6 protein-coding genes are annotated in these 7091 nt (G+C 72.4%); 1 reads left to right on the top strand and 5 read right to left on the bottom strand.

The features are described from left to right. Window positions 1-170 precede the first annotated feature (170 nt). The 3 genes from groL to ACFCY7_RS19975 all read right to left on the bottom strand — a co-directional run bounded on the left by groL (window position 171) and on the right by ACFCY7_RS19975 (window position 3692). Window positions 171-1799: a chaperonin GroEL gene (gene groL, locus ACFCY7_RS19985; protein WP_366304642.1), complete on the bottom strand. Its 1629-nt coding sequence runs from the start codon at window positions 1797-1799 to the stop codon at window positions 171-173. A 131-nt stretch (window positions 1800-1930) separates the two neighbouring features. Next, the gene (gene groES / locus ACFCY7_RS19980) at window positions 1931-2239 is read right to left on the bottom strand and encodes a co-chaperone GroES (RefSeq protein WP_015035628.1); all 309 of its coding nucleotides are present in this window, start codon (window positions 2237-2239) and stop codon (window positions 1931-1933) included. A gap of 529 nt (window positions 2240-2768) precedes the next feature. After that, window positions 2769-3692 (bottom strand): polysaccharide deacetylase family protein, encoded by a 924-nt coding sequence (locus tag ACFCY7_RS19975; protein WP_376486807.1) that lies wholly within the window; start codon window positions 3690-3692, stop codon window positions 2769-2771. 130 nt (window positions 3693-3822) lie between these two features. Between ACFCY7_RS19975 and ACFCY7_RS19970 the strand changes: the two genes are divergently transcribed. After that, window positions 3823-5013 carry a methyltransferase domain-containing protein gene (locus ACFCY7_RS19970; protein ID WP_376486806.1) on the top strand — a complete coding sequence of 397 codons (1191 nt, stop codon included), beginning with the start codon at window positions 3823-3825 and terminating at the stop codon, window positions 5011-5013. On the opposite strand, the gene ACFCY7_RS19965 is transcribed toward ACFCY7_RS19970, so the two are convergent. After that, window positions 4952-5620 (bottom strand): hypothetical protein, encoded by a 669-nt coding sequence (locus ACFCY7_RS19965; protein ID WP_376486803.1) that lies wholly within the window; start codon window positions 5618-5620, stop codon window positions 4952-4954. The two genes, ACFCY7_RS19970 and ACFCY7_RS19965, sit on opposite strands and share 62 nt — an antisense overlap. A gap of 168 nt (window positions 5621-5788) precedes the next feature. After that, the gene (locus ACFCY7_RS19960; protein ID WP_376486819.1) at window positions 5789-7066 is read right to left on the bottom strand and encodes an RNA polymerase sigma factor; all 1278 of its coding nucleotides are present in this window, start codon (window positions 7064-7066) and stop codon (window positions 5789-5791) included. Window positions 7067-7091: the final 25 nt, after the last annotated feature.

Below are 7091 nucleotides of genomic sequence, written 5' to 3'. Positions count from 1 at the left end.
GGCGGGTGTCATTCCGCCTGGCGGGGGCTCTGGGGGCTGGGGGGGGTGGTGGGGGACTCGGCGGTCCCTTCGGGATCAGCCGGCACAGCACGCCGTGGCCCGGTGCTCCCGCGACGGGAGCACCGGGCCTCGGTGGTTCAGCTGCGGACCTCAGCGGTCAGCGGTGAGCCTCAGTGGGAGTGACCGTGGCCGTGGCCGTGGCCCGCGTCCGCCGGCTCCTCTTCCTTCTTCTCCACGACGAGGGTCTCGGTGGTGAGGAGGAGGGAGGCGATGGAGGCGGCGTTCTCCAGGGCGGAGCGCGTCACCTTGACCGGGTCGATGACGCCGGCCTTGACCAGGTCGCCGTACTCGCCGGTGGCGGCGTTGAAGCCCTGGCCCTTGTCGAGCTCCGCCACCTTGGAGGTGATGACGTAGCCCTCGAGGCCGGCGTTCTCGGCGATCCAGCGCAGCGGCTCGACGGCGGCGCGGCGGACGACCGCGACACCCGTGGCCTCGTCGCCGGTCTTGTCGAGGTTGCCCTCGAGGACCTTGACGGCGTGGACCAGAGCGGAGCCACCACCGGAGACGATGCCCTCCTCGACCGCGGCGCGGGTCGCGGAGATGGCGTCCTCCAGACGGTGCTTCTTCTCCTTCAGCTCCACCTCGGTGGCGGCGCCGACCTGGATCACGCACACGCCGCCGGCCAGCTTCGCGAGGCGCTCCTGGAGCTTCTCGCGGTCCCAGTCGGAGTCCGTGGACTCGATCTCGGCCTTGATCTGGTTGACGCGGCCCGCGACGTCCTCGGAGTTGCCGCCACCGTCGACGATGGTGGTGGAGTCCTTGGTGATGGTCACGCGGCGGGCGGTGCCCAGCACGTCCAGACCGGCCTGGTCGAGCTTGAGGCCGACCTCCTCGGCGATGACGGTGGCACCGGTGAGGGTGGCCATGTCGCCGAGCATCGCCTTGCGGCGGTCGCCGAAGCCGGGGGCCTTGACGGCCACGGCGTTGAAGGTGCCACGGATCTTGTTGACGACCAGGGTCGACAGGGCCTCGCCCTCGACGTCCTCGGCGATGATCAGCAGCGGCTTGCTGGCGCCGGCCTGGATGACCTTCTCCAGGATGGGCAGCAGGTCCTGGATCGAGGAGATCTTGCCCTGGTTGATCAGGATGTACGGGTCGTCGAGGACGGCCTCCATGCGCTCCTGGTCGGTCACCATGTACGGGGACAGGTAGCCCTTGTCGAAGGCCATGCCCTCGGTGAAGTCGAGCTCCAGGCCGAAGGTGTTGGACTCCTCGACGGTGATGACACCGTCCTTGCCGACCTTGTCCATGGCCTCGGCGATGAGCTCGCCGACCTGCTGGTCCTGCGCGGAGAGCGCGGCGACGGCGGCGATGTCGGACTTGTCCTCGATCGGGCGCGCGGTGGCGAGCAGCTCGTCGGAGACGGCCTTGACGGCGGCGTCGATGCCCTTCTTCAGGGCGGCCGGGGAGGCGCCGGCGGCGACGTTGCGCAGACCCTCGCGGACCAGGGCCTGGGCGAGCACGGTGGCGGTGGTGGTGCCGTCACCCGCGATGTCGTTGGTCTTGGTCGCCACCTCCTTCACCAGCTGGGCGCCGAGGTTCTCGTACGGGTCGTCGATCTCGACCTCGCGGGCGATCGTGACACCGTCGTTGGTGATGGTGGGGGCGCCGAACTTCTTGTCGATGACGACGTTGCGGCCCTTGGGGCCGATCGTCACCTTGACCGTGTCGGCAAGCTTGTTGACGCCGCGCTCAAGGGCGCGACGGGCGTCCTCGTCGAACTTCAGGATCTTCGCCATGGGAGCGGTTCAGCCCTCTCGGATTCGGGTGGAACGAACTGCGCCCCGGGGCGCCTGGAAGGGGCCTCGGGGCGCAGCTCAGAGCATCTGCTTCAGTGCTCGGTACTTCGGTACTTCGGTACTTCGGTGAATTACTTCTCGACGATCGCGAGCACGTCGCGAGCCGAGAGGACGAGGTACTCCTCGCCGTTGTACTTCACCTCGGTGCCGCCGTACTTGCTGTACAGCACGACATCGCCGGTCTTGACGTCGAGCGGCAGACGCTCGCCGTTCTCGAAGCGACCCGGGCCCACGGCCAGGACGACGCCCTCCTGGGGCTTCTCCTTGGCGGTGTCCGGAATGACCAGGCCAGAGGCGGTGGTCTGCTCGGCGTCGAGCGGCTGGACCACAATGCGGTCCTCGAGCGGCTTGATGGCAACCTTGGAGCTGGTGGTCGTCACGATCCGACCTCCCCCTTCGGAGATCTCACGGGGCTAACTGTCTGAGGTGGCGACCAGGTCGATCCGTCGTCGCGGGTGCCGGACCTGCCCGTCGCTGTGTTGGCACTCTCCAGTGGGGAGTGCCAGAGCCGAGACTATGACCGCGATTAGCACTCGGTCAAGCGGAGTGCCAATTCATCGCTCTGTGGCGTGACGGGACGGGCTTCGGAACGGGGTTCGGTACGGAGTTCGGGACGGGATTTGGGACGGGATTCGGGACGGAGTTCGGGACGGGATTCGGGACGAGCCCCGCAGCCCTTCGCGTCCGACACGCCCCGCGCCGCCTCACGCACCCCGCCCCGTGCCTCCTCACGCGCCCCGCCCCGTGCCGCGTCCCGCGCCTCGCGCGCCGGCGACGGACGGGGGCTCACCCGTTCCGCCGCCTTGCGGCCCAGCCGTTCGATCGGGTCGACGGAGGAGGCGCAGGCGGGGAGGGCGAGGAGGGCGCCGGTGACGGCCAGAGCGGCGGTCAGGCGCCGTGCCCGGGTTCTCACACGTAGTCCTCTAGCTTCGCGACGGCGTACCCCTTCGCCGTGATCACGTTCATCACCCTGCGGATCATGTCCGGCATGGTGCCCTTCCAGTCCTGCTTGCCCCGGAAATGGGTGAGGACGATGTCGCCGGGGTGCAGGTCCCGGTCCCACTCGCGCCATTCCATGTGGTCGGGGAAGGCCTCGGAGGCCCACAGCGGGACCGCCTTGACGCCGCAGGACTTGGCGGCGCGCAGGGTGTCCTCGTTGTAGTTGCCGTACGGCGGACGGAAGAGCGGGGGCCGTTTGCCGAACCGCTTCTCGATGACGTCCTGCATGCCGCAGATCTCGCGCTCCTGCTGCTTGTACGAGAGTCCGGGCAGGTAGCGGTGGTTGAGGGTGTGGTTGTGCAGGGAGATCCCGGACTTCTGCGACTTCTGCATCCTGGCGAAGTAGCCGTAGTCGTCCTTGACGACGTAGTCGCTGAGGAAGGCGCTGTAGGGGATGCGGAGGTCGTTCATCATCCGCAGCAGGTCGGGGTCCTTCTCGGCACCGTCGTCGATGGTGAGGAAGACGATCTTCTGCTTGGTCGGCACGGTGGTGAAGACGGGCGGGAGGCCCTCGCCGTCGGTCTCGAAGCCCTTGCGGGTGGTGATCTTCGGCTTGGCGTCGGGCGGGGCGGGCGCTTCGAGCGGCGGGCGGGCGAGGCCCCACTTCTTGGCGGCGAGCACGCGGGCGGCGCGCTCCTTGCGGACGCGGTCGAGGTAGGCGTTGAGCGCTCCGGAGGCGCCTTGGCCGCCCTGGGCCTGCCGGCCGGCGGCGGGGGCCGGCGCGCCGCGGTCCGGTGCGGCGGCGCCTGAGCAGGCCGTGGCGGTGGTGGCGAGGGCGGCGACGAGGAGGGCGGCCCCGAGGGTCCGGCGGGAAGGGGGCGCGCCGATCACCATAGATTCTTCCTTTTGTCGTACGAGCTGCATGGCGCCGCATCCTGTCAGCGCGGAGGCGTCATTCCGGGCCACGACACCGCCGTACCGCCCCACCGTCCCCCGGCCGGCCCACAGCGGCGCAGGGCCCACAATGGGACGGGTGACCGACCTCGCCTCCTTCACCCCCCTGCTCGGCCCCGAGGGTCAGACGCTCCTCACCGCCCTGCGCGACTACGACCCCGCCCGGGAACTGGCGGTCGCCTCCCGGCTGCGCCGCGACCACCCCGCCGAGCTCGTCACGGCGGCGCTCGGCCAGGCACGGCTGCGGCAGCGGGCGGTGGCGAAGTTCGGCGCCGAGGACGCGTACCGGATGTACTTCACGCCCAACGGCGTCGAGCAGTCGACCCGCGCCTCGGTCGGCACGTACCGGGCCGGCCGCATGAGGGACCTCGGCGTCCGCAGCGTCGCCGACCTCTGCTCCGGGATCGGCGGCGACGCCATCGCCCTCGCCCGCGCCGGGATCTCCGTCCTCGCCGTCGACCGCGACCCGCTGACCGCCGAGGTGGCCCGCGCCAACGCCGAGGCGCTCGGCCTCGCGGAACTGATCGAGGTCCGCTGCGCGGACGTGACCGAGATCGACACCAGCCCGTACGACGCGGTGTTCGTCGACCCGGCGCGGCGCGGCGGCCGGGGCAGGATCTTCGACCCGGAGGCGTACTCCCCGCCGCTGTCCTGGGCCGTCGAGGCGGCCCGCAAGGCCCCGCGCGCCGCCCTCAAGGTGGCGCCGGGCATCCCGCACGAGGCCGTGCCCGAGGACGCCGAGGCCGAATGGATCTCGGACGGCGGGGACGTGAAGGAGGCCGTGCTGTGGTTCGGCACGGAGCCGGGCGCCCGCCGCGCCACCCTGCTGCCCTCCGGCGCCGGGCTCACCGGCCGGGGGCTGCCCGACCCGGCGGTCCGGCCGGTCGGCCGCTACCTGTACGAGCCGGACGGCGCCGTCATCCGCGCGCACCTCGTCGCCGAGGTCGCGGAGGAGCTGGACGGGGGCCTGATCGACGAGACGATCGCGTACGTCACGGCGGACGCGCTCACCCCCACCCCGTACGCCGCCGCCTACGAGATCACCGACGAGCTCCCCTTCAACCTGAAGAAGTTGAAGGCCCTGCTGCGGGAGCGCGAGGTCGGCACCCTGACCGTCAAGAAGCGCGGCTCGGCGGTCGAACCCGAGGAGATCCGGCGCAAGGTGAAGCCGAAGGGCCCCAACTCGGCGACGGTGCTGCTCACTCGGGTCGCGGGTGCCCCGACGATGCTGATCGGCCGACCGGCCGGCGGGGGCCGGTGAGCCGCACCGCGAAGCGGTAGTGGCCGACGGCCTTCGTCAGCCCGGTGAGCCCCATGACCCAGAGGATCAGGGCGGCGCCCATGCCGTACGCGACCAGGCCGTAGCCGCCGTCCTCCCAACGGGTGCCCGCGGGTACGGCGAAGCCCAGCCAGAGGCCGACCCCGCACATCGCGAAGGACAGCAGCACCCAGCAGGCGCTGAGGGCCGGGGCGCGCAGCCGGGCGTCCGTCGGACCGTGCCGGTCGAGCACCGCCCACCGGATCAGGAGCTCGCGGACGGTCCGGTCGCGCCGCAGGCTCCGCGCGGTCAGCCACCCGGCGGGGATGAGGATGCCGACGCCGAGGACGGTCGCGAAGACCCCGGTCAGCACCGTGAGCGGATCGGGCATCGGCCCGCCGAGCGACGTCAGCAGCACCCCCACCAGGGCCCAGCCCAACTGCAGGAGCGCGCACCACACCAGGAACATCGCCAGCCGCCCCACGCCGAGCAGCCGGCGCCCCAACTCGTCGAGCGCCAGCGCCCGGTCGGCGATCCGCGCCTCCCGGTCGGGCCAGCTCTGGAGCTCTGCGGGCGGGGGCGGCGGAGGCAGCGGCATACGCGGGGACATGCCGAGCACCCTAAGCGCCACCCGTCCCGGACCGACGACGGCCCTCCCTGCTCCGAGCCCCGGGGGCCCCACCGAGCCCCCGGACTCCCACCGAATCCCCGGAGCCCCCGGGCTCCCACGGATCCCCGGAGCCCCCGGGGCTCCCCGCGTCCGACTCCCCTCCCCCGACTACCCTTCGCCCGCCCCCAACTCCCCCGCCTCCCCCGTCTCCAACTCCCCCGACACCTCCGCCTCCCCCGTCTCCGACTCCCCCAACTCCCCCACCCGCGCCCTCAGCAGCCCCCGCTCGCTCTCGTTCCTGGTGAGGGCCGCCGCCCGCTCGAACTCCGCGCGGGCCTCCGCGGCGCGGCCGAGGCGGGCCAGCAGGTCGCCCCGGACGCTGGGGAGCAAGTGGTAGCGGGCCAGGGCGGGTTCGGCGGCGAGGGCGTCGACGATCGGGAGGGCGGCGGCCGGGCCTTCGGTCATCGACACGGCGACGGCGCGGTTCAGTTCGACGACCGGTGAGGGCGCGAGGACGCCGAGCCGCCCGTAGAGCGCGGCGATCGTCGCCCAGTCCGTCTCCTCGTACGAGGCCGCCCGCGCGTGGCAGGCGGCGATGGCGGCCTGGAGGGCGTACGGCCCGTAGGAGCGCCCGTCCCCGGCCCGCTCCAGGGCGGCGAACCCGCGCCGGATGAGGAGCCGGTCCCAGCGCCGCCGGTTCTGCTCGGCGAGGAGCACCGGCCGCCCGTCGGGTCCGGTGCGGGCCGCCGTCCGGGACGCCTGGAGCTCCAGGAGCGCGGCCAGGCCCTGTGCCTCGCCCTCCGCCGGCACGAGGGCGGCGAGCACCCGGGCGAGCCGGAGCGCGTCCTCGCACAGGCCGGGCCGCAGCAGGTCGTCGCCCGCGGTGGCCGCGTACCCCTCGTTGAAGATCAGGTAGACGACTTCGAGGACGGAGCCGAGGCGGGCCGCCCGCTCCTCCCCGTACGGCACCTCGAACTCGACGCCCGCCTTCGCGAGCGTCCGTTTGGCGCGGGTGATCCGGGCCGCGACGGTCGCCTCCGGCACGAGGAAGGCGCGGGCGATCTCGTCCGTGCGGAGCCCGCCGACGAGTCGCAGCGTCAGCGCGGCCCGCGCCCCGGCGGAGAGCACCGGATGGCAGGCGGTGAAGATCAGCCGCAGCACGTCGTCGTCGATGTCGCCGGGGCCGGAGGGCTCCGGGTCGTACGACTCCTCCGGGAGCTCCCTGCCCACCTCGGCGAGCTTCCGGGCGTACGTCTCGCGCCGCCGCACCAGGTCGACGGCGCGGTGCTTGGCGGTGGCCGTGAGCCAGGCGCCCGGCCGTTCCGGGACGCCTGACCTCGGCCACTGCTCAAGGGCGGAGACAAGCGCGTCCTGGGCGATCTCCTCGGCGATGCCGACGTCGCGGACGATCCGCGCCACCGTCGCGATGATCCGCGCGGACTCCATCCGGAAGACCGTCTCCAGCGTGCTC

The sequence above is a fragment of the Streptomyces sp. NPDC056361 genome, assembly GCF_042262805.1.
GTDB lineage: Bacteria > Actinomycetota > Actinomycetes > Streptomycetales > Streptomycetaceae > Streptomyces.
This window is presented reverse-complemented; position numbering and strand designations above follow the sequence as displayed.